Origin of the sequence: Mycolicibacterium lutetiense (assembly GCF_017876775.1) — a bacterium.
Taxonomy (GTDB): domain Bacteria; phylum Actinomycetota; class Actinomycetes; order Mycobacteriales; family Mycobacteriaceae; genus Mycobacterium; species Mycobacterium lutetiense.
In genome coordinates this window covers 436,236-460,158 of the sequence record NZ_JAGIOP010000001.1, presented here as the reverse complement: position 1 = coordinate 460,158, position 23,923 = coordinate 436,236, and the positions used below count along the sequence as shown (strand labels likewise).

The 23,923-nt window shown below is 66.6% G+C and carries 22 protein-coding genes; 10 read left to right on the top strand and 12 right to left on the bottom strand.

Annotated elements, in window-relative coordinates; translation table 11 throughout:
• Window positions 1-37 precede the first annotated feature (37 nt).
• Window positions 38-1,255 carry an acetyl-CoA C-acetyltransferase gene (locus tag JOF57_RS02290; protein WP_209913241.1) on the top strand — a complete coding sequence of 406 codons (1,218 nt, stop codon included), beginning with the start codon at window positions 38-40 and terminating at the stop codon, window positions 1,253-1,255.
• A 73-nt stretch (window positions 1,256-1,328) separates the two neighbouring features.
• On the opposite strand, the gene JOF57_RS02285 is transcribed toward JOF57_RS02290, so the two are convergent.
• Complete coding sequence (locus JOF57_RS02285) at window positions 1,329-2,189, bottom strand: DUF559 domain-containing protein (protein WP_209913239.1); 861 nt, start codon at window positions 2,187-2,189, stop codon at window positions 1,329-1,331.
• A gap of 234 nt (window positions 2,190-2,423) precedes the next feature.
• The gene (locus JOF57_RS02280) at window positions 2,424-3,266 is read right to left on the bottom strand and encodes a Bax inhibitor-1/YccA family protein (RefSeq protein WP_209913237.1); all 843 of its coding nucleotides are present in this window, start codon (window positions 3,264-3,266) and stop codon (window positions 2,424-2,426) included.
• Window positions 3,267-3,441: 175 nt separating this feature from the next.
• Between JOF57_RS02280 and JOF57_RS02275 the strand changes: the two genes are divergently transcribed.
• The 3 genes from JOF57_RS02275 to JOF57_RS02265 all read left to right on the top strand — a co-directional run bounded on the left by JOF57_RS02275 (window position 3,442) and on the right by JOF57_RS02265 (window position 6,983).
• Entirely contained in the window at window positions 3,442-4,491 is a 1,050-nt protein-coding gene (locus JOF57_RS02275) for an enoyl-CoA hydratase/isomerase family protein (protein ID WP_209913235.1), read from the top strand.
• Window positions 4,488-5,264, top strand: coding sequence for an enoyl-CoA hydratase (locus tag JOF57_RS02270; RefSeq protein WP_209913233.1), 777 nt, complete (start codon window positions 4,488-4,490; stop codon window positions 5,262-5,264). The genes JOF57_RS02275 and JOF57_RS02270 overlap by 4 nt, the downstream gene beginning before the upstream one ends.
• A 78-nt stretch (window positions 5,265-5,342) precedes the next feature.
• Window positions 5,343-6,983: an alpha/beta hydrolase gene (locus JOF57_RS02265; protein ID WP_209915727.1), complete on the top strand. Its 1,641-nt coding sequence runs from the start codon at window positions 5,343-5,345 to the stop codon at window positions 6,981-6,983.
• Between the two features lie 11 nt (window positions 6,984-6,994).
• On the opposite strand, the gene JOF57_RS02260 is transcribed toward JOF57_RS02265, so the two are convergent.
• Both JOF57_RS02260 and JOF57_RS02255 read right to left on the bottom strand, forming a co-directional pair.
• The gene (locus JOF57_RS02260; RefSeq protein ID WP_209913231.1) at window positions 6,995-7,363 is read right to left on the bottom strand and encodes a rhodanese-like domain-containing protein; all 369 of its coding nucleotides are present in this window, start codon (window positions 7,361-7,363) and stop codon (window positions 6,995-6,997) included.
• A 5-nt stretch (window positions 7,364-7,368) separates the two neighbouring features.
• On the bottom strand, window positions 7,369-7,884 hold the full coding sequence (locus JOF57_RS02255) for a cysteine dioxygenase (RefSeq protein WP_209913229.1): 516 nt from the start codon (window positions 7,882-7,884) through the stop codon (window positions 7,369-7,371).
• A gap of 118 nt (window positions 7,885-8,002) precedes the next feature.
• On the opposite strand from JOF57_RS02255, the gene lpqV reads away from it, so the two are divergent.
• Window positions 8,003-8,461 (top strand): lipoprotein LpqV, encoded by a 459-nt coding sequence (gene lpqV, locus JOF57_RS02250; protein ID WP_209913227.1) that lies wholly within the window; start codon window positions 8,003-8,005, stop codon window positions 8,459-8,461.
• Here the strand turns inward: lpqV and JOF57_RS02245 are convergent.
• Together JOF57_RS02245 and JOF57_RS02240 are read right to left on the bottom strand one after the other, a co-directional pair.
• A complete protein-coding gene (locus tag JOF57_RS02245) occupies window positions 8,458-10,167 on the bottom strand; it encodes a SulP family inorganic anion transporter (RefSeq protein WP_209913225.1) in 1,710 nt (569 codons plus the stop codon). The genes lpqV and JOF57_RS02245 overlap by 4 nt on opposite strands.
• Before the next feature lie 79 nt (window positions 10,168-10,246).
• On the bottom strand, window positions 10,247-11,548 hold the full coding sequence (locus JOF57_RS02240; protein WP_209913223.1) for a Glu/Leu/Phe/Val family dehydrogenase: 1,302 nt from the start codon (window positions 11,546-11,548) through the stop codon (window positions 10,247-10,249).
• A 270-nt stretch (window positions 11,549-11,818) separates the two neighbouring features.
• Between JOF57_RS02240 and JOF57_RS02235 the strand changes: the two genes are divergently transcribed.
• Window positions 11,819-12,805, top strand: coding sequence for a patatin-like phospholipase family protein (locus JOF57_RS02235; RefSeq protein ID WP_209913221.1), 987 nt, complete (start codon window positions 11,819-11,821; stop codon window positions 12,803-12,805).
• 1 nt (window position 12,806) lies between these two features.
• On the opposite strand, the gene JOF57_RS02230 is transcribed toward JOF57_RS02235, so the two are convergent.
• Window positions 12,807-13,664, bottom strand: coding sequence for a patatin-like phospholipase family protein (locus JOF57_RS02230; RefSeq protein ID WP_209913219.1), 858 nt, complete (start codon window positions 13,662-13,664; stop codon window positions 12,807-12,809).
• Window positions 13,665-13,699: 35 nt separating this feature from the next.
• Complete coding sequence (locus tag JOF57_RS02225) at window positions 13,700-14,551, bottom strand: class II glutamine amidotransferase (protein ID WP_209913217.1); 852 nt, start codon at window positions 14,549-14,551, stop codon at window positions 13,700-13,702.
• Window positions 14,552-14,614: 63 nt separating this feature from the next.
• On the opposite strand from JOF57_RS02225, the gene JOF57_RS02220 reads away from it, so the two are divergent.
• Window positions 14,615-15,670: a zinc-binding dehydrogenase gene (locus JOF57_RS02220; protein WP_209913215.1), complete on the top strand. Its 1,056-nt coding sequence runs from the start codon at window positions 14,615-14,617 to the stop codon at window positions 15,668-15,670.
• Between the two features lie 26 nt (window positions 15,671-15,696).
• On the opposite strand, the gene JOF57_RS02215 is transcribed toward JOF57_RS02220, so the two are convergent.
• Window positions 15,697-16,746, bottom strand: a complete 1,050-nt coding sequence (locus JOF57_RS02215) for an NAD(P)H-dependent amine dehydrogenase family protein (RefSeq protein ID WP_209913213.1) — start codon at window positions 16,744-16,746, stop codon at window positions 15,697-15,699.
• 81 nt (window positions 16,747-16,827) lie between these two features.
• Between JOF57_RS02215 and JOF57_RS02210 the strand changes: the two genes are divergently transcribed.
• Window positions 16,828-18,018, top strand: a complete 1,191-nt coding sequence (locus JOF57_RS02210; protein WP_209913211.1) for a lipid-transfer protein — start codon at window positions 16,828-16,830, stop codon at window positions 18,016-18,018.
• A gap of 128 nt (window positions 18,019-18,146) precedes the next feature.
• On the top strand, window positions 18,147-19,907 hold the full coding sequence (locus JOF57_RS02205) for a hypothetical protein (protein ID WP_209913209.1): 1,761 nt from the start codon (window positions 18,147-18,149) through the stop codon (window positions 19,905-19,907).
• A 90-nt stretch (window positions 19,908-19,997) separates the two neighbouring features.
• Here JOF57_RS02205 and JOF57_RS02200 read toward each other — a convergent pair whose 3' ends face one another.
• Window positions 19,998-21,620 (bottom strand): fatty acid--CoA ligase, encoded by a 1,623-nt coding sequence (locus tag JOF57_RS02200; protein ID WP_209913207.1) that lies wholly within the window; start codon window positions 21,618-21,620, stop codon window positions 19,998-20,000.
• A gap of 120 nt (window positions 21,621-21,740) precedes the next feature.
• Here JOF57_RS02200 and JOF57_RS02195 point away from each other — a divergent pair, with 120 nt between their 5' ends.
• Window positions 21,741-22,052: a hypothetical protein gene (locus tag JOF57_RS02195; RefSeq protein ID WP_209913204.1), complete on the top strand. Its 312-nt coding sequence runs from the start codon at window positions 21,741-21,743 to the stop codon at window positions 22,050-22,052.
• Between the two features lie 4 nt (window positions 22,053-22,056).
• Here the strand turns inward: JOF57_RS02195 and JOF57_RS02190 are convergent, their stop codons facing one another.
• Window positions 22,057-22,371 carry a hypothetical protein gene (locus tag JOF57_RS02190; RefSeq protein ID WP_209913202.1) on the bottom strand — a complete coding sequence of 105 codons (315 nt, stop codon included), beginning with the start codon at window positions 22,369-22,371 and terminating at the stop codon, window positions 22,057-22,059.
• A 91-nt stretch (window positions 22,372-22,462) separates the two neighbouring features.
• Window positions 22,463-23,824: a cation:dicarboxylate symporter family transporter gene (locus tag JOF57_RS02185; RefSeq protein WP_209913200.1), complete on the bottom strand. Its 1,362-nt coding sequence runs from the start codon at window positions 23,822-23,824 to the stop codon at window positions 22,463-22,465.
• Window positions 23,825-23,923 lie beyond the last annotated feature (99 nt).

The window sequence follows — 23,923 nt, the reverse complement described above, 5'->3', positions numbered from 1 at the left end:
ACTGAGTTTTCAAGCCATTCGATTAGCAGGAGCCGTCATGCCTGAAGCCGTCATCGTTGCCACCGCCCGCTCACCGATCGGCCGCGCCGTCAAGGGGTCGCTGGCCACCATGCGTCCCGACGACCTCGCCGCGCAGATGGTGAAAGCCGTTCTGGACAAAGTGCCGTCCCTGGATCCCCGGCACATCGACGACCTGATGATGGGCTGCGCCCAGCCCGCCGGTGAGGCCGGCTACAACATCGCTCGCGCGGTGGCCGTCGAACTCGGCTACGACTTCCTCCCCGGCACCACCGTCAACCGGTACTGCTCGTCGTCGCTGCAGACCACCCGGATGGCTTTCCACGCCATCAAGGCCGGCGAGGGTGACGTGTTCATCTCCGCAGGTGTCGAGACGGTGTCGCGGTTCGGCGTCGGTGCCGCCGACGGTGCGCCGAACTCGAAGAACTCGCTGTTCGACGAGGCACAGGCGCGCACCCTCAAGCAGGCTGAGGACGAGAGCAAGTGGCATGACCCGCGCGAGGACGGCCTCATCCCCGACGTCTACATCGCCATGGGCCAGACGGCCGAGAACGTCGTCACCTACACCGGCATCAGCCGCGAGGACCAGGACCGCTGGGGCGTGCGCTCGCAGAACCGCGCCGAGGAAGCCATCAAGAGCGGCTTCTTCGAGCGCGAGATCTCACCCGTGACGCTGCCCGACGGCACCGTCGTCTCCACCGACGACGGCCCGCGTGCCGGCACGTCGTACGAGAAGATCAGCCAGCTCAAGCCGGTGTTCCGGGCCAACGGCACGATCACCGCCGGCAACGCGTGTCCCCTGAACGACGGCGCTGCCGCCGTCGTCATCATGAGCGACACCAAGGCCAAGGAGCTGGGCCTGACCCCGCTGGCTCGGATCGTGTCCACCGGGGTGTCCGGCCTGTCGCCGGAGATCATGGGCCTGGGTCCGATCGAGGCCATCAAGAGGGCGCTCGCCAAGGCCGGAAAGAAGATCTCCGATATCGACCTGGTCGAGATCAACGAGGCCTTCGCCGTCCAGGTGATCGGTTCGGCTCGTGAGCTCGGCATCGACGAGGACAAGCTGAACGTTTCGGGCGGCGCGATCGCGCTGGGCCACCCGTTCGGCATGACCGGTGCCCGCATCACCGCCACGCTGCTGAACAACCTGCAGACCTACGACAAGACCTTCGGCATCGAGTCGATGTGTGTCGGCGGCGGCCAGGGTATGGCGATGGTTGTGGAGCGTCTCTCCTAATTGCTTCTCGCCGAGTCTGCGTACAGATCGCGATTTCACGCGATTTCGCGATCTGTGCGCAGACTCGCTGTACTCAGAGCAGCGTGACTTGCCTACTGGCGATCGCTGCCCGCACTCTTCTTAGGATGTCGGACGGCCGGTCCTCTGCCACCACCCTGACGATGATCCAGCCCATCCGCTCCAGCTCGGCTGTCCGGCGGATGTCCTTCACGTATTGCATGCGATCACTGCGATGTTGGTCCCCGTCGTACTCCACCGCGACCATCCATTCGGTCCAGCCCATATCGAGGTAGGCGAACGCATAGCCGTTTGCCCCGATCACTGGGATCTGAGTCTGCGGGCGCGGTAGACCATCATCGATGAGGAGCAGGCGCAGCCAGGTTTCCTTCGGAGATTGCGACCCGGCATCGAGCATCGGAAGCGCCCTCTCGATTTGGCGCAGTCCGCGCGCTCCGCGATACCGGGCCGCCACTTGTTCCACATCGCGAACCTTCAATCCCGTTGCCCTGACGAGGGAATCGAGCCGGGCCACCGCGCGACCGAGGCCTGGCGTGCGGCCGATGTCGAACGCAGTCCGCTCGGGTGTCGTCACGGGCAGTTCGCGGACCTGTCCGATCTCGTTCGGCTGCAAGCGCATTGCGGATGTCCGCACGCCGAGCGGGCTCCTGGCATTGGTCCAGATCAACTCAACCGGCGCGGAATCGTCGACCCATTTCGCCCCGTGCAACGCTGCAGCGGTGGCACCTGCCAGCACTCCCCGGCGGTGCGACCACAGCCATGCTGCCCTGGCCCGATCAAGCAGCCCCGGACTGAAGTCCCGGGCCACATAGACGTCGGGCAGGATGGCGCGGAAATTCGCGCGCAACTGATGCTTGCGGATCAGACCGGCCCGCAACGCTTCTGAACCGATGAACGGACTGTCGAAGATGGTCATGGTGTCGACGTTGCGAGCCATCTCCGACAGCGGGCATTCACGAAGGCGTCGGCGAGCCACAGCTGTGGATGAAATCGACTCTGTGTACAGGGCGTCGAGCCTGCGCTCGGAGTGCGGATTCGTGCGATTTCACGCCCTGAGTGCAGACTCGGTGCCGTCAGCGCAGGCTCGGTCGCCAAAACCCAAAAGAAAAAGGCGCCCGCAATCGCGGACGCCTTTCTCGGGGCAGGGTTGCTAGTCGTTGTTGAAGTACGACAGCAACCGGAGGATCTCGATGTACAGCCAGACCAGGGTGACGGTCAGGCCCAGGGCGATGCCCCACGCGGCCTTCTCCGGAGCACCGGCACGGACCATCTGGTCGGCGGCGTCGAAGTCGATCAGGAAGCTGAACGCCGCGATGCCGATACACACCAGCGAGAAGATGATGGCCATCATGCCGCCGTCGCGCAGGCCCATACCGGCACCGCCGCCAACGCCGAACATCGCCAACACGAAGTTGAGCAGCATGAGTGCCAGGACGCCGAACATGGCGGCCACGATCATGCGGGTGAACTTCGGCGTGACGCGGATGGCCCCGGTCTTGTAGACGACGAGCATTCCGAAGAACACACCCATGGTCCCGACAACCGCCTGCGCGATCATGCCGGGTCCGCCGACCGAGGCGACGTTGGCGATGATGAACGACACCGCACCGAGGAACAGGCCCTCCAGCGCCGCGTAGCTCAGCACGATCGCCGGGTTGTCCTGCTTGCGGCCGAAGGTGGCTACCAGGACGAGCGCCAGGCCGCCGAGACCGCCGATCAGCGCGAACGGCGTCGCCAGGCCCAGGTTGCCCGACACCAGGAAGTAGGACACCACCGCGACGGCCGACAGCACGGCCAGGGTGATGCCGGTCTTGGTGACGACGTCATCAATGGTCAGCGGGCGAGAAACGCCGGCCTGCTGCTGGTCCAAGTACTCCGGCGCATGCTGCTGCATTTGCTGTGCACCGAAGCCGGCGGCTCCGGTACCGAATTGTGCGTATCCGCCCTGCTGCTTTGGCAGGCTGCGGAATACCGGGTTGCTGGTTTCGCGCACCGTCGGGTCCTCTCTGATGAGATGTGTTCGAGTACGAACTAGTAGCTCAACGATCAATGGTCCGGCTGGGTTCCCGTCGACTCCAGAAAGCTTTCAGGAAACGTCCAGGTTTGATCTTGAGGCAAACCCTACCCGTAGCGCACCACAACAGGGGGTCCGAACTAGATTGCAACTCGTGACAGAAAACGAGGACGTCCTAGTAAGTGTCCGCAACGGCGTCGGCATCCTCACGCTGAACCGGCCCAAGGCGATCAACTCGCTCAATGACGCCATGGTCGCGGGCATCTCCGAAGCGCTGCACGCCTGGGCGGACGACGACTCCATCCACACCGTGCTGTTGACCGGTGCCGGCGAACGCGGGTTGTGCGCGGGTGGTGACGTGGTGGCGCTCTATCACAGCGCGAAGGCCGACGACGGGGCTGCGCAGCGGTTCTGGTACGACGAATACCTGCTCAACGCCTATATCGGTAGCTATCCGAAACCATATGTCGCGTTGATGGACGGCATCGTGATGGGCGGCGGCGTCGGCGTCGCATCCCACGGCAGCGTCCGGGTCGCGACCGACACCACCAAGATGGCGATGCCCGAGGTCGGCATCGGTTTCATCCCCGACGTCGGCGGCACCTATCTGCTCTCGCGCGCCCCCGGCGCGCTCGGCCTGCACGCCGCGCTCACCGGCGCCCCGTTCTCCGGAGCCGACGCCATCGCCATGGGCTTCGCCGACCATTACGTGTCGCACGACCAGCTGGCCGACTTCGCCGAGGCCATCGTCAACGGCGGCGTGAAGAACGCCCTGGCCACCTACGCCACCGAACCGCCGGCCAGCCCACTGCTCGAACAGCGCGGCTGGATCGACGAGTGCTATGCCGGTGACACCGTGGCCGACATCATCGCCGCACTGCGCGGGCACGACGAACCGGCCGCGCACGCTGCTGCGGATCTGATCGCCACCCGCTCCCCCATCGCCCTGGCCGTCACGCTGGAAGCGGTGCGCCGGGCCGCCGAGCTGGCGACACTGGAGGACGTGCTGCGCCAGGAGTACCGAACCTCGTCCGCCTCGGTGAAATCTCATGACTTCGTCGAGGGCATCCGCGCTCAACTCGTCGACAAGGACCGCAACCCGCAATGGTCCCCGGCCTCGGTCGCAGCGGTCACCCCCGCCGACATCGAGGCGTACTTCGTTCCGACCAGCCCTGATCTGACCTTCCAGGAGGACAACCAATGAGTGAGTTCGAGACGATCCTGGTGACCCGCACCGACCGGGTCGCCACCATCAAGTTGAACCGGCCCAAGGCGCTCAACGCGCTCAACACCCAGGTGATGACCGAGGTAACGACGGCCGCAGCCGAACTCGACGGCGACCCGAGCGTCGGTGCGATCATCGTCACCGGCAATGAGAAGGCGTTCGCCGCCGGCGCCGATATCAAGGAGATGGCCGAGCTGTCGTTCGCCGACGTGTACTCGGCCGACTTCTTCGAACTGTGGTCGAAGTTCGCCGCCACCCGCACTCCGACGATCGCCGCGGTCGCCGGATACGCGTTGGGCGGCGGCTGTGAGCTGGCGATGATGTGCGACATCCTGATCGCCGCGGACTCGGCGAAGTTCGGTCAGCCCGAGATCAAGCTGGGCGTGCTGCCGGGGATGGGCGGCAGCCAGCGGTTGACCCGGGCGATCGGCAAGGCCAAGGCGATGGACCTGATCCTCACCGGCCGCACCATCGACGCCGTCGAGGCCGAGCGCGCCGGACTGGTGTCGCGACTGGTGCCCGCCGACACCCTGATCGACGAGTCTCTGGCCGTGGCCGCGACCATCGCGGGGATGTCGCTGTCGGCGTCGCGGATGGCCAAGGAAGCGGTCAGTCGCGCGTTCGAGTCCAGCCTGACCGAAGGATTGCTCTACGAGCGCAGGCTGTTTCACTCGGCCTTCGCCACCGCCGACCAGAAGGAAGGCATGGCGGCGTTCTCCGAGAAGCGCGCCGCGAACTTCACCCATCGCTAAGGTCGACGGGTGACCGAGACCGACTCACCCGCACCGGCCGCCGATCCCGTCGACGAAGTTGCCACCGAACCGGATGCCATGCCGGTGTGGTGGGCGCGCCACTACACGTTCTTCGGCACCGCGGTGGGTCTGGTGTTCATCTGGTTCTCGCTGACCCCGTCGCTGCTGCCCCGAGGGCCACTGTTCCAGGGCCTGGTCAGCGGCGGGGCCGGCGCAACCGGCTACGGCCTCGGCGTTTTCGGGGTGTGGCTGGTTCGATACATGCGATCCAAGGAGACCAGCCCGAGGGCCCCCAAGTGGGCCTGGCTGACCTTGCTCGTCGTCGGTGTCGTCGGGCAGATCCTGATGATCGTCTACTTCCACATCTGGCAGGACGAGGTCCGGGACTTCATGGGTGTGCCCCGGCTGAAGTTCTGGGATCACCCGCTGACCGCCGTGCTGTCGATCGTGGTGCTGTTCGCGTTCGTCGAGATCGGACAATTGGTCCGCAAGCTGGTGCGTTTCCTGGACCTGAAGCTGGATCGCTTTCTGCCGCCGCGAGTTTCGGCCGTGGTCGCGGTGGCATTGCTGCTGGCGCTGTCCATCGCCCTGCTGAACGGCGTAGTGGTCCGGGTGGCGATGGACACCATCAACCGGACGTTCGCGTCGGTCAACGACGAGAGCGATCCCGACTTCCCCGCCCCCATGTCGCCCCTGCGCTCGGGCGGCCCCCAGTCGCTGGCCAGCTGGGAGTCGCTGGGGCATCAGGGCCGGATCTTCGTCTCGGCAGGCCCTACCGTGCAACAGCTTTCGCGGTTCAACGGCAAACCCGCGACCGAATCGATCCGCGCCTATGCGGGCCTGCATTCCGCTGACGGCATCAAGGCCACCGCTGAGTTGGCGGCCAGGGAGTTGCAGCGCACCGGCGGCCTGAACCGTGCCGTGGTCGCGGTGGCCACCACTACGGGTACCGGCTGGATCAACGAGGCGGAGGCCTCGGCGCTTGAGTACATGTACAACGGCAACACCGCGATCGTGTCGATGCAGTACTCATTCCTGCCGAGTTGGTTGTCGTTCCTGGTCGACCAGGAGAACGCCCGGCAGGCCGGGCAGGCGTTGTTCGAGGCCGTCGACGCCTTGGTGCGCGCGATGCCGGAGGAAAAGCGTCCCAAGCTGGTGGTGTTCGGGGAGAGCCTCGGGTCGTTCGGTGGCGAGACGCCCTTCCTGTCGCTGAACAATCTCATCGCCCGTACCGACGGTGCGCTGTTCTCGGGTCCGACGTTCAAGAACACGATCTGGACGACGCTGACCCGCGACCGCGACGCCGGTTCGCCGGAGTGGCTGCCGATCTACGACAACGGCCAGAACGTGCGGTTCAGCGCGAAAGCCGAGAATCTGGACCGGCCCGCCGCGCCGTGGGGTCACCCGCGGGCGGTGTATCTGCAGCACGCATCGGACCCGATCTCCTGGTGGACGCCCGATTTGCTGTTCGCCAAACCGGATTGGCTGCGTGAGCCTCGTGGGTACGACGTGTCCCGGCGCATGGAGTGGATTCCGGTGGTGACCTTCCTGCAGGTCTCGGCGGACATGGCAGTGGCCATCGACGTTCCCGACGGACACGGACACGTGTACGTCGAGAACGTGGCAGACGCCTGGGCCGCGGTGCTTCAGCCCCCGGGTTGGACCCCGGAGCAGACCGCGAAGCTGCGGCCACTGTTGAGCAGCAACGAAAACAGCTGAGCGCCTGCCGTTTACACCTGGCCGGCGGCGACCAGCGCGTGGTACCCGCCGACGACATCGGTGGACCGGTGCAGCCCGAGATCCACCAACGATGCGGCAGCCAGGCTCGAGGTGTAGCCCTCCGAGCACAGGATCACCCAGTAGACGTCGTCGTCGACGGCCTGCGGGAGACGCGCTTCGCTGGTCGGGTCGCAGCGCCACTCCAGCACGTTGCGTTCGATGACCAGCGCGCCGGGCACCGACCCTTCGGCGGCGCGTTGAGCGGCCGGGCGGATGTCGACCAGCACGGCTCCGGCAGTGAGTGCCTCGGAAAGACCCGAGGCGGGCAGTCGGTGCAGCCGGGTACGGGCTTGCTCCAGCACAATGTCGATGCGACTCATTGCCATCACTCCGGCGCGTCGGTGAGCTCGGTACGGTTGCGGCGCAACGTCTTCTGCGGTGTCACCTCGTAGTAGGACATCGCCGTCAGTGGCGGCGAGTAGGCGTGCACACTCAAGGTCGGCCCAGCCACCGCGTCGGGTGCCTGCACCACGTCGTGGACCCAGCCCAGCGGGAAGGCGGCCTGGTCCCCGGCCTCGAGCCGCCGGTGACGCAACACCTCACCGTTCCAACGGGATTCGGTCAGCTCGCCGGACACCACGGTCAAGGCACCCAGGGAGCCGCCGTGGTCGTGTAGTTCGGTGGCCTTGTCGGGCACCCAGCTGATCAGCCAGACCTCGACTTCGTCGTCACCGGATAACCGGGTGTACCACCGGTCGTCCTTGGGCAGCCCGCGCAGCAGGCGGTCGTAGCGGCCGGACAGCACGTCGTCGGCGGCGCGGTCGGTGGTGTGCAGCAGATCGGGCAAGCGCAGCCGGGTGGGCGCGGAAACCGCAGGAACAGGCGCAAGTGTGGACAGCATCAGAGAAACTCCAGGAATGACGGTCGGAAAGGATGGACGGGTCCGCTAACGCGCCCGACAACACTCCTGGAATCCGGTCCCTTCCGTCATGTGGGCCAGTGTTGCATAGATTGGCTGCATGCGCCGTTACACGTGGACCACCCGCCTGACCGCCGGAACCGTCGCCGCTGCAGGCCTGAGCCTGCTGATCGGATGCTCGACCGAGGCCGGCCAGGGGCAATCCGGGGAATCCACGGCACCGTCGCCGCAAGCCACCGCGACGTCGGAATCGTCGACCCCGACGGCCAAGCCGGGCGAGGTCGCGGTGTCCCCCGGTGGGGTCACGACCGCGGTCGGTGCCGACGCGCAGTCCACCGAAGAGGAGTACTTCCAGGCCTGTCACGCCGCCAAGATCTGGATGGAGGCCAAGGGCGGGGACCTCAAGGCGCAGATCGAGCCCTACCTGGCGAGCGTCCAGGCGCCCGAGGCGGCGCCTGGTCCGGGCACCTACAACGTGGCCTGGGCTGATCTCGAGCCGGGACGTCAGGCTGCGGTCGTCGTTGCCGCGCAGGCAGCGGCCGACGAGCTCTGCAGCTAGTTCGAATCACGCTGCGGCAAATCTCCCGGTCCGCCGCTCTGGGCGGCCACCCAGGCGCGCCCCCGCTCGACTGCGGTGTCGAGCGCGCCGAAGACCCGGTCGGACGCCGGGACGATGCCGTCGTCGCCCAGCAGGTCGTCGAGCCCGCCCCGCCGCAGCACCTCCGCGGTGGCGGCGTCGACCCCGCAGATGATGAGCCGTCCGTTGTTGTCGGTCAGCTGCCCGGCCCAGCGGCGCATGGCCTTGATGGTCACCGATGACGGCACATCGGGCAGCGCGCGCAGGCTGAGCACGACGACGGCGTTGGTGGTGCCATCGGCGCGCGGCCAGGTTTCGTCGATGCGGGCCACTTCGGCGAACAGCCCGACCCCGGCGTAATGCAGCACGGTGACGTCATCGCTGGCGCACCGCTCCGGCACCGGTGCCTGCTGCCAGCCACCGCCCGGCGCCGGGGTCAGCGCCATCAGCTGCGCGGCTTTGGCCGCTTTGGCGCAGTAGAGCACCAGTGAGGTGATGACGCCGATGAGGATCGCGGTGTGCAGCGGGAGTTGCGTGGTCGCCGCGAAGGTCACCAGCATCGCCACCGCCGACAGTGGAGCGACCCGCAGCACCAGCTTGATGTCGGGCAGCCGGCCGACGATCAGCTCGGCGCCGATCACCAGGATCAACCCGCCGATCACCGGCATCGGGATGATCTCGGCGGCCGACCCGGCGACCAGCACCAACACGGCAAGCCAGAGCCCGGCGAAGATGCCCGCCCACCGGGTCTGGGCGCCCGCCGAGGTCGCCACCCCGGTGCGTGACAGTGAGCCGCCTGCCGGCAACGCCCCGAACAGTCCGCCGGCCACATTCGCCGCACCCTGGGCCAGGAAATCGCCGTTCATGTTGGTGCGGCTGCCGTCCGGGTTGGGCACAGCGGCGGAGATTCCGGCGGCCTGGGCCAGCGCGACGAGGGCTACCGCCACGCCGCCGACGATCAGCTCGGGCATGGCGGCGAAGTTCGGAAGGGTCACCGGCGGAAGCGCATTCGCGATCGAGGCGATGTCCCCTACGGTTTCGACGTCGATCTTGAACGCCGCGGTCGCCGACGTGACCACGACGAGCGCCAGCAACGTCGCGAACGATTCGAGCGGTTTGATGAAGTGGAACACTGCCCACACCGCGACGGTGCCCAGCGCGACGGCGACGGCGGTCGGATGCCAGAGCCCGATATGTGCCAACGCGTCGATGAACTTGCCAATGGTGTTGCCGCTCTGCGGTTTGTAGCCGGTGGCGTCGCCGAGGACGCCGGCCACGATCTGCAGGGCGATGCCGGTGGAGAAGCCGGTCATCACCGCATTGGAGACGAAGTTCATGATCGAGCCGAACCGCAGCAGGCCGAACAGCAGCATCACCGCACCGACCACGACCGCCAGTGCGGCGATATTGGCCGGATCCTGCGGATCCAGCCCGGCCTCCTTGAGCACGCTGCGCGACGTCAGCGCGATGGCGCTCGTCAATGTGGTCACCATCAGCACCGTGCGCGCGAACAGGGAGCCGATGATGCCGGGCACCACACCGGCATAGATACCGGTGACCGGGTTGAACCCACCGATACTGGCGTAGGCCATGCCCTCGGGGATGGAGAACAGTCCGGTGACCAGCCCGGAGATCACATCGCGGGGTTTGGGGCGACCGAGCTTTCGCGCGCACGTTGACGCTCCCACGGTTCAACCCTCCCACGAATGAGTCTGTGGTGGGCGAAACTGCGAATGTGCCTGCGCCGGGAATTCTTCCGTATCGGCGCTAGGGGTAGAGCCCGCGTAGTTGTCCGGCCTGGGCGACGCGTTCGACGGCCAGGCAGGTCGCGGCGGCGCGAAGCGGCAGCTGCAGTTTCTCGGCGTGGGCGCTGACGTGCTCCCACGCGGTCAGCATGCGTTCGGCCAGCCGGGCCTCGACTTCGTCGACACCCCACCAGTAAGCCTGATTGGCTTGCACCCACTCGAAATACGAGACGATGACGCCGCCGGCGTTGGCCAGAATGTCGGGAACGACCAGTGTTCCAGCCTCATTGAGAAGGCGGTCGGCCTCCGGGGTCGTAGGTCCGTTGGCTCCCTCGACGACAACGGTGGCCTTGATCTGCCCCGCATTACCCGCGTGGATCACACCCTCGACGGCCGCGGGTACCAGCAGATCGACGTCGACCGCGAGCAAGTCTTCGTTGCTGATTGCGTCGGCATCTGCGAAACCGACTACCGAGCCGGTGGCGTCGACATGACTCGCCAAGGTCGCGATGTCGAGACCGGAATCTGCCCTGATGGCGCCGTACTGGTCGGACACGGCGACGACGCGCACTCCGGCATCGTCCAGGAAGCGCGCCGCGTGCCGACCAACCTTCCCGAAGCCCTGCACCGCGGCCGTGGAACCTTCGGCCCGGATGCCCCTGGACCGCAGCGCAGCCAGTGCCACATGGACGACTCCGCGCGACGTCGACGTGGCGCGGCCCAGAGAACCACCGAGACTCACCGGTTTTCCGGTAGTGACACCGAGAACGGTGTGCCCCTTCTGGACAGAATAGGTGTCCATCATCCAGGCCATGGTCTGCTCGTCGGTCCCGACGTCGGGCGCGGGGATGTCATGGTCCGGCCCGATCAGCGGACTGATCTCACTGGTGTAGCGGCGGGTGACCCGTTCCAGTTCCGAGGAGCTGTACTGACGCGGGTCGATCCGAATGCCACCTTTCGCACCGCCGTAAGGCACATCGAGCAGTGCGCACTTCCACGTCATCCACATCGCCAGGGCGCGAACCTCGTCGAGTGTGACGTCGGGGGAATAACGCAACCCGCCCTTCGCCGGACCCCGAGAGACGTTGTGTTGCACGCGATGTCCGATGAGGAGTTCCATCTCACCGGAATCTCGCCGCAGCGGCACGGCCACGGTGAGCTCGCGGCGCGGATTGGCCAGCAGCTCGTACATACCGTCGTCGTAGCCCAGGATCCTGACGGCATCGCGAAGTTGAGCGCGTGCGTCGTCGAACGGATTTCCGTGCGCTGTGGCCGGATGCGGTCGCCGGGCGAGATCGGACGCAGTGTGTTCGATCGTGGTCACAACTTCTCCTGTAGTTGGTTGGCGAGATGCCAGAACGGTAGGCATTCGTGGCCCGGCCCAGAAGTGCTGTTCTGCACATCTTGCGAATGATCGACTGTGCAACCATGTCAGCTCGTCAATTTGACTGCCTGCCCGTCCTGCGGCGCGGGCCAGGGCGAAATGTCCTTGTACCGATGCTAGTTGGCATCACCACGGTGCGGCAGATGCAGAACTGGTCTCAAACCATGCTCTAAGACTTTCGAGGATCGCGCGCTGGGGGACAATGGCGGTATGCGTGTTGCTCTGGCCCTCGGCAGTGGCGGGGCTCGCGGCTACGCCCACATCGGGGTGATCCACGAGTTGCAGTCCCGCGGGCACGAGATCGTCGGCATCTCCGGCTCGTCGATGGGCGCACTCGTCGGCGGCCTGCACGCGGCGGGCAGGCTCGATGATTTCGCCGAATGGGCCCGAACACTGACTCAGCGCGCGGTGCTGCGGCTACTCGACCCGTCGATCAGCGCGGCCGGCATCCTGCGTGCGGGGAAGATCCTGGACGCGGTGCGTGACATTCTCGGCGAGGTCACCATCGAGGAGCTGCCGATCCCCTACACCGCGGTCGCCACCGATCTCATTGCGGGGAAACCGGTGTGGCTGCAGCGCGGCCCGGTGGATTCGGCGATCCGCGCCTCGATCGCCATCCCCGGCGTGATCGCCCCGTACGTGCTGGACGGCCGATTGCTCGGCGACGGCGGCATTCTCGACCCGCTGCCCATGGCGCCGATCGCCGCGGTCAACGCCGATCTGACCATCGCGGTCAGCCTGTCCGGCGGTGATCCCGGGACGGCCGCGATACCCGCCGCCGAGCACGATCCGAAGCCGAGCACCGAATGGCTCGACCGGATGCTGCGCAGCACCTCGGCGGTGCTCGACACCACCTCGGTGCGCAATGTGCTGGACCGGCCGACGGCCCGGGCCATCCTGAGTCGGTTCGGGTCCTCGGTGCCCGGCACTTACCCCGACGCCGAGGCGGACGCCGAGCCCGACGTCGAGCCGGACGAGGTGCAGCCGGCCGATCTCCCGCGGCTGGGCAGCTTCGAGGTCATGTACCGCACCATCGACATCGCCCAGGCCGCGCTGGCCCGCCACACGCTGGCGGCCTATCCGCCGGATCTGCTCATCGAGGTGCCGCGCTCGGTGTGCCGCAGTCTGGAGTTCAACCGGGCAGCCGAGGTGATCGCCGCCGGGCAGGAGTTGGCCGCGGCGAAGCTCGACGGCTGAATCAGCCCGCCAGAAATTCTGCGACCTCGGCCGCCACCTGTCGGCCCTGCGCCCGGCCCGCGTGAGCCGATGGCACCCGGCAGGCCGGGTCGAGGGGGTTCTTGCCGAACGCGGCCAGGGCATCGTCGTCGGCGAAGATCCCGAGTGACCGCCCGTCGAAGCCGTCGACCTCCTCGGCCGCACCGGCACCGAACGGCGACGGTGTCGATCGACCTTGCGGGACGAGTGCCACCGCGGTGTCACAGTCGGCGGCCAGGACCATGTTGACCGCGCTGCCGATGCCGCCGTCCATGAACCGGCGGCCGCCGATCGTCACGACCGGCCACACCCCAGGTACCGCGCAACTGGCGGCGACGGCGTCGACCAGCGACGCCCCGGATTCGGAGTCGAGCGTCACCAGCTCGCCGGTATCGATATCGATGGCCGAGATCCGTAGTACCCGGTCGGGCCAGTCATGCGAGGGCAGCCGCGCTTCGATCACCTTGCGCCGTACCGCCGCGGCGACGGTGTCGGTGCTCAGTGCCACGGCACCGATGCCCTGCAGTTTCTGTGCCCTGGTGGTGTTGGGCGTCAGCATCGCCTTGACGAACAGGTCGGTGACGTTGTCGATCCCCACGCCCGGGTCGAGTTCAGCGGACGTGGTGCCGACCTGGAGTTCGAATAGCTCCTGCAGGCTCAGCCCACTGCTGAGCTGCGCTGACACGGTCGAGCCGGCTGACGTGCCGACGAGCACATCGGAGGCGAGCAACGCGTCCGCCGTTTCGGGAGATTCGTCGGCGATGCCCTGCAGGATGCCGGTCTCCCAGGCGATTCCGGCGATACCGCCACCAGCGAGCACCAGTGCACGTTTGGAAGTCACGAACGTCGAGTCTGCCAGGGCGCCGGAAAGCGCGGCTAAGCGTGCTGCGATGCCGCGGCCTTCGCGGACAGGTCCTCACGGTGCAGGAGGTGACGCGGCGGGTCAGGAAATGCCACCGTGCGTTCGATCCCCAGGTCGGCATCGACGTGCACCAGCTCGCCGGGGGCGATGAGCTGCCAATCTTCGCCGTCCATCGGTTCGCTGGCGAACACCACCGACGGCTGCGACGTCAGCGGCCCGGATTCAGCCCGGATGCGGGGGCTGCGGAGCGCCAGCCGCTGCGCCGGATGTCTGCGGTCGAGCACGTACAGCTCGTGGGTGTCGGGGTAGCGCAAGGCCCACATGTCGGTAGCCGTGCTGAGCAGGAGATTGACGGCGTAGATCGGTACGTTGTCGGCCAGCCAGCCGACGGCGTCGACGATGCCCGCGCCGACGTCGCCGTCATGCGCCCGGACGGCCGCGGTGATGAGCGCGAAGACGCGTTCGGAGTCGGTCTGCCCTCCGACCAGGTCCGTCACTTCTAGTTCGCGTATCCGGTCGTCCAGCGCCTCCAGGCCTTCAACCACCCCGTTGTGCGCGAAGATGCGACCATCTTGGAGGAACGGATGGGTGTTCGCCACGTCGAGCGCCCCGGTCGAGGCGTATCGGACGTGGGCGATGAAGGTCGTCGCGGTGACTTCGTGTGCCTCGGTGGCGAATTCGCTGTCCTGCCAGGCCGCGACGGGCTCCTTGTGCAGCACTGGTTTTCCGTCGGCGCCGAAGATGCCCAGGCCGGTGCCGTCCGGGTTGCGCCGGCTCTGCGCGGCCAGGTTGTCCGGGGCGTCCAGCAGCCAGAAGGTCGCCGGCACCAGTCGGCGACCGGCGTGCAAACCGAACAATCGGCACATGCCCTCAGCCTGCCCGATCAAGTGCCATGATGCGGATAGTAACCGGGCAGACGGAGGGAAGCCATGACATCCGATCTTGGGCCGACGATGCGGGCCGAGCGTTTCTACGCCGACACCAAAAGAGTTGTGGTGGAAGATGTTCCGATTCCCGAGCCGGGACCGGGCGAGGTCCTGGTCAAGGTGGCGTTCTGTGGGATCTGCCATTCGGATCTGAGCCTGATCAACGGGACTTTCCCGGCGCAGGCCCCGGTGGTGACGCAGGGCCACGAGGCGTCGGGCACCATCGCCAAGCTCGGCCCCGACGTCACCGGCTGGGCCGAGGGCGATCGGGTCATCGTCGCGGCGGGCCGGCCCTGCATGGAATGTCCCAACTGCGGGCGGGGGGACATCGCCAACTGCCTGCGAATCCGGTTGATGGCCTTCGCCTATGACGGGGCGTGGGCCGAGTACACGCTGGCCCAGGCGGTGGGTCTGACCCGGGTTCCCGACAACGTGCCGCTGGAGCAGGCGGCGATCCTCGCCGATGCGGTGTCGACGCCGTACGGCGCGGTGGTGCGCACCGGCAAGGTCGGCATCGGCGAGTCCGTCGGGGTGTGGGGCCTGGGCGGGGTCGGTACCCACATCGTGCAGCTGGCCCGGTTGGTGGGCGCGGTGCCGGTGGTCGCGGTCGATATCAAACCCGAGGTGCTGGAGCGGGCCGTGGAATTGGGCGCCGACTACGCGTTCGACGCGGGAGACGACCGCCTCGGCGAGAAGATCGGTGAGGTCACCGGGGGTCGCGGCCTGGATGTGGCGTTCGACGCCGTCGGTTTGAAGTCGACTTTCGAGCAGGCGCTCGGCCAGTTGACGGTCGGCGGCCGGCTGGTTGCGGTCGGTATGAGTGCCCAGGAGCCGACGATCGGCCCTACGTCGATGTTCGGCCTCACCCAGAAGCAGGTGCTCGGCCACCTGGGCTACCAGAACGTCGACATCTCCACACTGGCGACGCTGGTGTCGCTGGGCAGGTTGGATCTGTCCCGATCGATCAGCGAGATCGTGTCACTGGAGGATGTCGCGATCGGTATCGACAAGCTGGAGCGCCAGGAGGGCAATCCGATCCGGATTCTGGTGCGGCCCTGAGCCTTAGCTCAGGCCGGATGGCCGGCTCAGCCGGCGAGCTTTGGAGCGGCCTTACCGCTGATCAGCGGCAGGTCCGGGTAGGTCACCACGCCGGGTTCGGCCGCGCACACCGCGGGCACCGAGTTGACGCAGTGCGCGGCGGTGGCGACGACGCCTGACTCCGGGCCTTCCTCGCCCGCCTCGGACTGGAAGCCCTTGATGATGACCGTGAAGTCCGGGTTACCGCGGACCTCCATCTCGTAACGCTGCCCGGCCGGACCGAAAGTCCATGCAGGGTCGAGGTTTTCCTCACCCATCAGCCAGTTCACCGTGACCCGGACGACGGGTTCGCCGTCGACGAGGGCCTCCCAGTGGAACTTGCGGCCGGCGACCTGACCGGGTTCGATCACGCCGATCGGCGAGTCGATGGGCGCGGTGGCCACGGCGATCTCCTGCGTGGCCCGGATCCGCGGGTCGATGGTGAACCCGATGTGGTCGACGACCATCTTGACGGCCTGGATGAAGCCGCCGTCGAGCATCTTCTGCATCGGCCCGCTCAGTGCGGTGTCGGGGGTGCCGCCGAATCCCATGACGTGGCGCACCACGTCGGGTGCCTCATACGTGCGCAGGTCGGAAAACTCCTCGGCACGAACGAAACTCACTCCGGTGGCCATCGCGGAGAACACCAGCGGGAACTTCTCGCTGATCCCACCGGGGGCGATGCCGGTGCCGTGCAGCGTGGCATTGCCGTCCAGTGCGGCGGCCCGCATCGGCGCGGCCTGCTTCTCGCTCGGGTACAGCCAGCCGACGGGGGTGATGACGTTCTTGCCCGAGCGCAGCAGCGCCGCGACCTCGTCAGGGTTGGGGATCAGCGGCGAGTAGATCACCGCGTCGGCGTCGAGCGCCAGAATCTCCTCGACGCTGTTGGTGGCGACGACGCCGATAGGTTCGGTGCCGATGATCTCGCCGACGTCGCGGCCGTTCTTGGCCTCGGAGTGCACCCAGCAGCCGACCAGTTCCAGGTCAGGATGTTCGAGCACGCCCTTGATCGCGGCAACGCCGACGCCACCGGTAGCCCACTGCACGACCTTGAGCACGGAACACCCCTTCCGAAGAAAACTAGAACGTGTTCCAACTATCTCTACACCACGGAAACCGCGATCTGTATGTTTCTCGGCATGGCTAACAAAGTTTTCGTCGTCGGTGTGGGGATGACGAAGTTCGAGAAACCGGGCAGCAAAGAAGGCTGGGACTACCCGGACATGGCGCGCGAGTCGGGCACCAAGGCCCTCGAGGACGCCGGCATCTCCTATGACCGGGTGCAGCAGGGCTACGTCGGGTACTGCTCGGGGGATTCCACCTCGGGTCAGCGTGCGCTCTACGAACTCGGTATGACCGGCATCCCGATCGTCAACGTCAACAACAACTGCTCTACCGGCTCGACCGCGCTTTACCTTGCTGCACAGGCGATCCGCGGCGGACTCGCCGATTGCACGATGGCCCTGGGCTTCGAAAAGATGCAACCCGGTTCGCTGGGCGGCGGCGCACAGGACCGCGAGTCCCCGTTGGGCCGCCACGTCAAGGCGCTGGCCGAGATCGACGAGTTCGCGTTCCCCGTCGCGCCGTGGATGTTCGGTGCGGCCGGGCGTGAGCATATGAAGAAGTACGGCACGACCGCCGAGCACTTCGCAAAGATCGGCTACAAGAACCACAAGCATTCGGTCAACAACCCGTATGCCCAGTTCCAGGACGAGTACACCCTCGACGACATCCTGGGCGCCAAGATGATCTCCGATCCGCTGACCAAGCTGCAGTGCTCCCCCACCTCCGACGGGTCGGGCGCGGTGATCGTGGCCAGTGAGGCGTTTGTCGACAAGCACGGGCTGGCCGCACAGGCGGTGGAGATCGTCGGCCAGGCGATGACGACGGATTTCACGTCGACCTTCGACGGCAGTGCGGCCAACGTCATCGGCTATGACATGAATGTGCAAGCTGCCCAACAGGTTTACGCGCAGTCCGGGCTGGGCCCCGAGGACTTCCAGGTCATCGAGCTGCACGACTGCTTCTCCGCCAACGAGCTGCTGCTGTACGAAGCCCTTGGCCTGTGCGGTGAGGGCGAGGCGGCGCGGTTGATCGACAACAACGACACCACCTACGGGGGCCGCTGGGTGGTCAACCCGTCGGGCGGGCTGATCTCCAAGGGCCATCCGCTGGGTGCGACGGGCCTGGCCCAGTGTTCAGAGCTCACCTGGCAGTTGCGTGGCACCGCCGACAAGCGTCAGGTCGACAACGTGACGGCGGCCCTGCAGCACAACATCGGCCTCGGCGGCGCGGCCGTCGTGACCGCCTACCAGCGCGCCGAGCGGTAACCACTCCCGCCGAGCAGACGTAAAACTGCCCCTTTTCCAGCGAAAAGGGGCAGTTTTGCGTCTGCTCGCTGGAGAAACTAGCCCGGCCATCCAAGTAATCACCAAGTGCGCTCGGCAATGATGCCGCGGTGGATCAGACACCTGAGCAAGTGCCCTTGTCGCAACGCCTGTGGAACCCTCTGTGGCAGCAAGCCAGGCACCGGCCGGCGCGCCTCGGCCCCGGCCGCATCGCGGTACCCCTGCGCATCCTCGCCGTCCTTACCTGGCTCGGCTCCGTGATCATGCTGGCGTTCGGCTTCATCCCGGGCCTGTTCGAGTCGAAGAATGGCAGCCTCTACGGCGGCGAACTCGTGTTCCTCTACTCGCCGTTCTGGCCGCTGCTGGGCGGCCTCGCCATCGGTTCGGGCGCGGCCGCCGCAGGTTACGTCGTCACGGCCACCGGCCCGGACGCCCCGCGACACCACGCGGCGCTGGCGTGGTGTGCCGGGGTGTGGGTCCCGCTGATCCCCGTCCTGATGCTGGCAATCGGCCGCGACTGGCAGACGATCCCCGCGGCCGTCGCGTGGCTCGCCGGCGCCGAGGTGGTGATCGGCTGTCTGCACGTGCGGCGCCGCGCTCCCCGGCCGTGGGTGGGGCTCGTGCTCGCCTGCCTTGTCGCGGCGCCATGGATCCCCGCCATCCATGCGAATCTCCGGTTCGGGCTCGCCCTGAACGCCGCCAAGCCACCGCCTGACGGCGAACTGCTCGAAATGTTCATCGCCGATGTCTCGACCCGGACCTACGTTCCCGGCATCGCGCTCGCCTTCGTCGGGGCCATGGCCACCGCAGGCGTTGCACTGGCCGCGCACTCCCGGTCGGCCGTCGCCCAGCAGATCTCCGCGCATCGTGGCGGTTGGCGGCTCACCGCAATCATCTGCGCCGTCGCGGTCGGTGTCATCGTGCTCGAGGTGTCCGGCGTCGCGGGAGTCTCCTCGGGCTTCATCGAGGACTATTGGGGGCTTGGCCACCCTTGGACGTGGCCACACGCCGTCCTCGTCGCGGTCGCCATCGCCTACGTGACCCAGCGCTCGTTTCGGACGCCGTTGGTGCAGCGCGGCGACGTGGCCGCGACTTTGGCCATCGGTGTCAGCGCACTCGCCGTCCACATCCTGATCGCCATCGTCCTGATCGTGAACCTGGTCGCGGATGCGATCACTGGTCCGCGGGCTGACAGCATTTCACCGCCCGAAGGCCTCGTTCTCCTGATCGCCTGGCTCGGCCTCGCCGCATTGGTCCCCATCGCGCTGCGTGAGCGGTGGGACGGCACGGTCGGACAGGCAGTCGCGAGAGTGGGACTGCTGTTCCTGGTCCCTGTCTACATCGGGGTGTTGGGCGACCAGTTGGGTTACCACTGGCCCGTCACCTTCTGGGCGAAGGCTCCGCAGGTTGCCATCTGCCTGACCATCATCGGTTGTGTCGCAACGATCTTCGGCCTCCTTGGTAGACCAACACCCATATCGTCGGAGATGACGAACCGGCTGGTGCTCATCCCGCTGCTGATCGTCAGTGGTGCATCCTGGCTGCCGAACGTCATCGCCGTCCCGTTGACGCCCGTCATCGCAGTCACCGCCGCGTTGTTTGCACTGTTGTGGGCGTTGCCGGCAGTTGACCGCGACGAGGAACACGCCGGCAGCGTCCTGACGGTGTCGGCGCAGCTGTTGCTGGTCGCCGCGGCCTCGGCGATCGTCTCGTGCCTTCCGGACATTTCGGCCGGCGATCCGACGCTCGCGATGCTGCTGTTCGGCGTGCCATTGAGCGTCCTACTGTGTGCCAAGGTAACCCAAGCGTCGAGACTGCAGCCGGTAGATGGCCGGGGCGATCTCGTCGACGTCCTCCCAACGCCGAAGTGATTACGCATTTCCTGCATGGTCGTGGAGGTGTTCTCCATCTCGGCGGCCTGGGCCAGGATGTTGCGGGCCCATAGTCGACACTCGACGGCACTAGAGCGTGACGATCTCGTAGGCGCCGTCGGCGTGACGGGCCCGGATGGTCTTCTTGTCGTACTTGCCCACACTGGTGCGTGGCACCTGCTCGACGAAGGTCCATCGCTCCGGAAGCCACCAGCGAACCACCTTTTCCGCTAGGAACTCTCGTAGCTCCCCCGGGCTGGCCGAAACACCCGACTCCAGCACCACCACCGCCAGCGGACGCTCCTGCCAGCGCTCGTCGGGCACTCCGACCACGGCCGCCTCAAGCACCGCCGGATGCCCGATCAGGTGGTTCTCCAACTCGACCGACGAGATCCACTCCCCGCCGGACTTGATGACGTCCTTCGCCCGGTCGGTCAGCGTGACGTAGCCCTGCGGATCGATCGAGCCGACGTCCCCGGTGCGCAGCCAGCCGGTGTCGAACTTCTCGGCGTCGCGGCCCAGGTAGTAGGCGCCAGTGATCCACGGCCCGCGCACCTCGAGCTCACCGACGGACTTGCCGTCATTGGGCACCGGGGCGCCTTCGTCATCGACGACGCGCACCTCCACGCCGCACATCGGCCTGCCCTGGCTGACCCGCATCTCCCACTGCCGTTCCTCGGACACCCCCGGCAGCGGTTTGGCCACCGTGGCCAGCGGTGAGGTCTCGGTCATCCCCCAGGCCTGCTGGATGTACACGCCGTGGCGCTGCTGGAACGTCTGCATCAGCGAAAGCGGCACCGCCGAACCACCGCAGGCCACCAGTCGCAGCGACGAAACATCGTGTCCCGGGTTCTTTTCCAGGCAGTGCATGACGTCATTCCAGATGGTCGGCACCGCGCCGGCCAGCGTGGGGCGCTGCGATTCGATCAGGTCGATCAACGAGCCGCCGTCCATGAACCGGTCGGGCATCACCAGGTCGGCGCCGGCCATCAGCGCCGCATACGGCAGCCCCCACGCGTTGGCGTGGAACATCGGCACGATCGGCAGTACCGAGTCGCTGCAGCTGACGTCGAGTGCGTTGGCCGTGCAGGTGCTCAACGCGTGCAGGTAGCTCGACCGGTGGCTGTACACCACACCCTTCGGGTTGCCGGTGGTACCGCTGGTGTAACACATTGCGGCCGCGGAGTTTTCGTCGATCTCCGGCCATTCGAACTCTTCTGGCTGCGCTGCCAGCAGCTCGTCCCAGCGCAGCACCGTCTTTCCGGTCAGCATGCCGGCATCCCCGTCGCCGACCACGATCACGGTGTGCACGGTCTCCAGCAGCGGCAGCACCGGGGCGAGCAGGGGCGCGACGGAGGCGTCGGCGATGACGATCTGGTCGGCCGCCTCGTTGGCGATGTAGGCGATCTGTTCGGGTGCGAGCCGGATATTCAGGGTGTGCAGCACCGCACCCATCGCGGGCACGGCGAGGTAGGCGGCGAGATGTTCGGTGTTGTTCCACATGAAGGTGCCGACGCGCTCGTCACCGGCTATCCCCAGCCCGCGCAGGGCATGCGCCAACCGAGCCGCCTGTTCGCCCAGTTCGCGATAGCTGATGGTGCGGTAGCGGCCCTGGCCGCACGCGGTGGTCACGGTCCGGTCGCCGTTGGCTGCGCAGGCGTGGCGCAGTATCGCGGTGATCGTCAACGGCCAGTTCTGCATCGTGCTGTCCACGGGCGCGATGGTATGCGTTCGCGGGGAAGGACCGGCGGGAACGATTCGAATTCCCCGAACGATGTATGTAGAGGAAGATGGGTTCGTACCGGCGAAAGGGTTCGGAGATCAATGGGGTCGATGCGCATGAAGTGGTCCCTCACCGTCGCCGTGGCGGTGTTCGGGATGATCGGCGCGTCGTCCGCGGTGGCATCGGCCGAGGAAACCGCCCAGGAGACGATCAGCCGGCTGCAGGGTGAGGGGTACACCGTCACCATCGACAAGATCGGCACCGCACCGCTGGACCAGTGCGTGGTCACCGATGTGCGCAACCCCCAACACATCTCCCAATTGATGCCCTATGTCGGGCCGGGCCTCGGCGGGAACAACCGGATACTGCTCCCGACGACCACCAGCAGGACGGTGTCGGTCTCGCTCAACTGCCAGCGCTGAGTGGTTACTTCGAGCAGTCGAGCGACACGGTGATAGTGCGACGCACCACCACGGGTATCAGGTCGAATTCCTTCGCGCCGTTCTTGCCGAATCGCTCGACCCGGATGAGCCGGGTCTGGGTCTGCGGGTTGCGGATGCTCGTGACGGTGCATTGGTCCAGTGGCGCACTGCCCACTCGATCGATGTTCACATAGAACCCCTCGGCTTCCAGCAGCCCGATCGTTTCGATCGCCGAATCGGCATATGCCGGGCCGGCGGTCGCCAGAAGTGTGCCTATAGCCGCCCCCGACGCGGCGAGCATGATGATTGATGCCCGCATGGTCGTGTCTTCTTTCTTCTCGCATACTCCTTTTCGGTGATGCCCTGCCCGTTGTTACGGGCCAGGCTCGGCACTGGTTCAACGCGGGCGGCTAAGCGGGGGCCGGTTGGGTGCCAGCTGAGGAGTGGTCGTCGACCATGGTGAGTTCGTCGAACGGATCGTCACCGCGCAGCACCGCATCGACCTTGGCCTTGTCCACGGTGTGGGTCCACGAGCCGACCAGCAGGGTGGCCACCGCATTGCCGGAGAAGTTGGTGACCGCGCGGGCTTCGGACATGAACCGGTCGATCCCGACGATCAGGCCGACCCCGTCGAGCAGATCGGGGCGATGCGCCTGCAGGCCGCCGGCCAGCGTGGCCAATCCGGCGCCGGTCACGCCGGCCGCCCCCTTCGACGCGACGATCATGAACACCAGCAGGCCGATCTGCTGCCCGACGGACATCGGGGCGCTCAGCGCATCGGCGATGAACAGCGCCGCCATGGTCAGATAGATCGCGGTGCCGTCGAGATTGAACGAATATCCGGTCGGCACAACGACTCCGACCGTGCTGCGGTCGACGCCCAGATGCTCCATCTTGGCGATGAGCCGCGGCAGCGCCGACTCCGACGAGGAGGTCGAGAAGATCAGCAGGTATTCGCGGGCCAGGTAGCGCACCAGCTTGAAGATGGACACTCCCGACACCGCGCGCAGCAGCAGGCCGAGCACGCCGAACACGAACAGCACGCAGGTCACATAGAAGCCCAACATCAGCGTCAGCAGCTGGGTGACGGCGGTCCAGCCGGTCTGCCCGACGACGTTGGCGATCGCGCCGAACGCACCGATGGGCGCCAGCCACAGGATCATGATCAGCACCTTGAAGACGAGCTTCTGCAGGTGCTCGATACCGCGCAGGATCGGTTCACCGGAGCTGCCCATGGCCTGCAGCGCGAATCCGACCAGCAGCGCCACGAACAAGGCTTGAAGCACGCTCCCGGCAGTCAGCGACGAGAACAGCGTCTCGGGGATGATGCCCTGGACGAAGTCCATGAGTCCGCCGGACTCGTGCGCCTTCTCCGCGAGTTCAGCACCCTTGCCTGCCGAGCTCTCCGAGAGGTGCATGCCGCTGCCCGGGTGAATCAGGTTGCCGACCACCAGACCGATGGTCAGCGCAATCGTGGACATGGCCAGGAAATAGCCGAAGGCCAGGCCGCCGACCTTCCCGACAGTGGCGGCCTTGCGTACCGAGCCGATCCCCAACACGATCGTGCAGAAGATGATGGGGCCGATCATCATCTTGATCAGGTTGACGAACATGGTGCCGAGCACGCCGACGTTCTTGCCCACCTCGGGTGCCACGAGCCCGACCACCACACCGATGACGACGGCCACGATGACCGCAATGTAGAGCCAATGGGTACGGTCGCGACGCGGAGGGGGCGACGGCTCTACTTGCGGATCTGCGGACACGGTCATCGGGCCACCTCCAGTTGACTTCGAACGCACGGTAATACGCACCTTCGACCTTAGGGTGACCCAGGTCACTTTTCGTTCATTGGGTTCCGGCGATGACCG